Source organism: Pseudoalteromonas sp. CR1 (genome assembly GCF_019392235.1).
Lineage (GTDB): Bacteria > Pseudomonadota > Gammaproteobacteria > Enterobacterales > Alteromonadaceae > Pseudoalteromonas.
This window is the reverse complement of sequence record NZ_JAHXRM010000123.1, coordinates 1-298: the sequence shown is the minus strand read 5'-3', so window position 1 is coordinate 298 and position 298 is coordinate 1. Positions and strand designations below refer to the sequence as shown.

The following is a 298-nucleotide window of genomic DNA, read 5'->3' as shown; positions in this document are numbered from 1 at the left end:
GCACCGATGGCGGCCTGACGGTCGCGATCAACGCGCTGCAATCGGTGTCCAGCCCGCACCGTTTCCTGGGGATCAACCAGGAAGGTGGCGTGTCGATCGTCACCACCAAAGGCAACGCCTACGGCCACGTGGTATTGCGCGGTGGCAACGGCAAGCCCAACTACGATTCGGTCAGCGTTGCACTGTGCGAACAGGCTCTGAACAAAGCCAAGATCAAGCCGAACATCATGATCGACTGCAGCCACGCCAATTCCAACAAGGACCCGGCCCTGCAACCGCTGGTGATGGAAAACGTCGC

At 60.4% G+C, this 298-nt stretch carries 1 pseudogene; it reads left to right on the top strand.

The window, feature by feature from the left end:
- Nucleotides 1–298, top strand: a pseudogene (locus KZZ04_RS18755) (3-deoxy-7-phosphoheptulonate synthase); the annotation flags it as partial.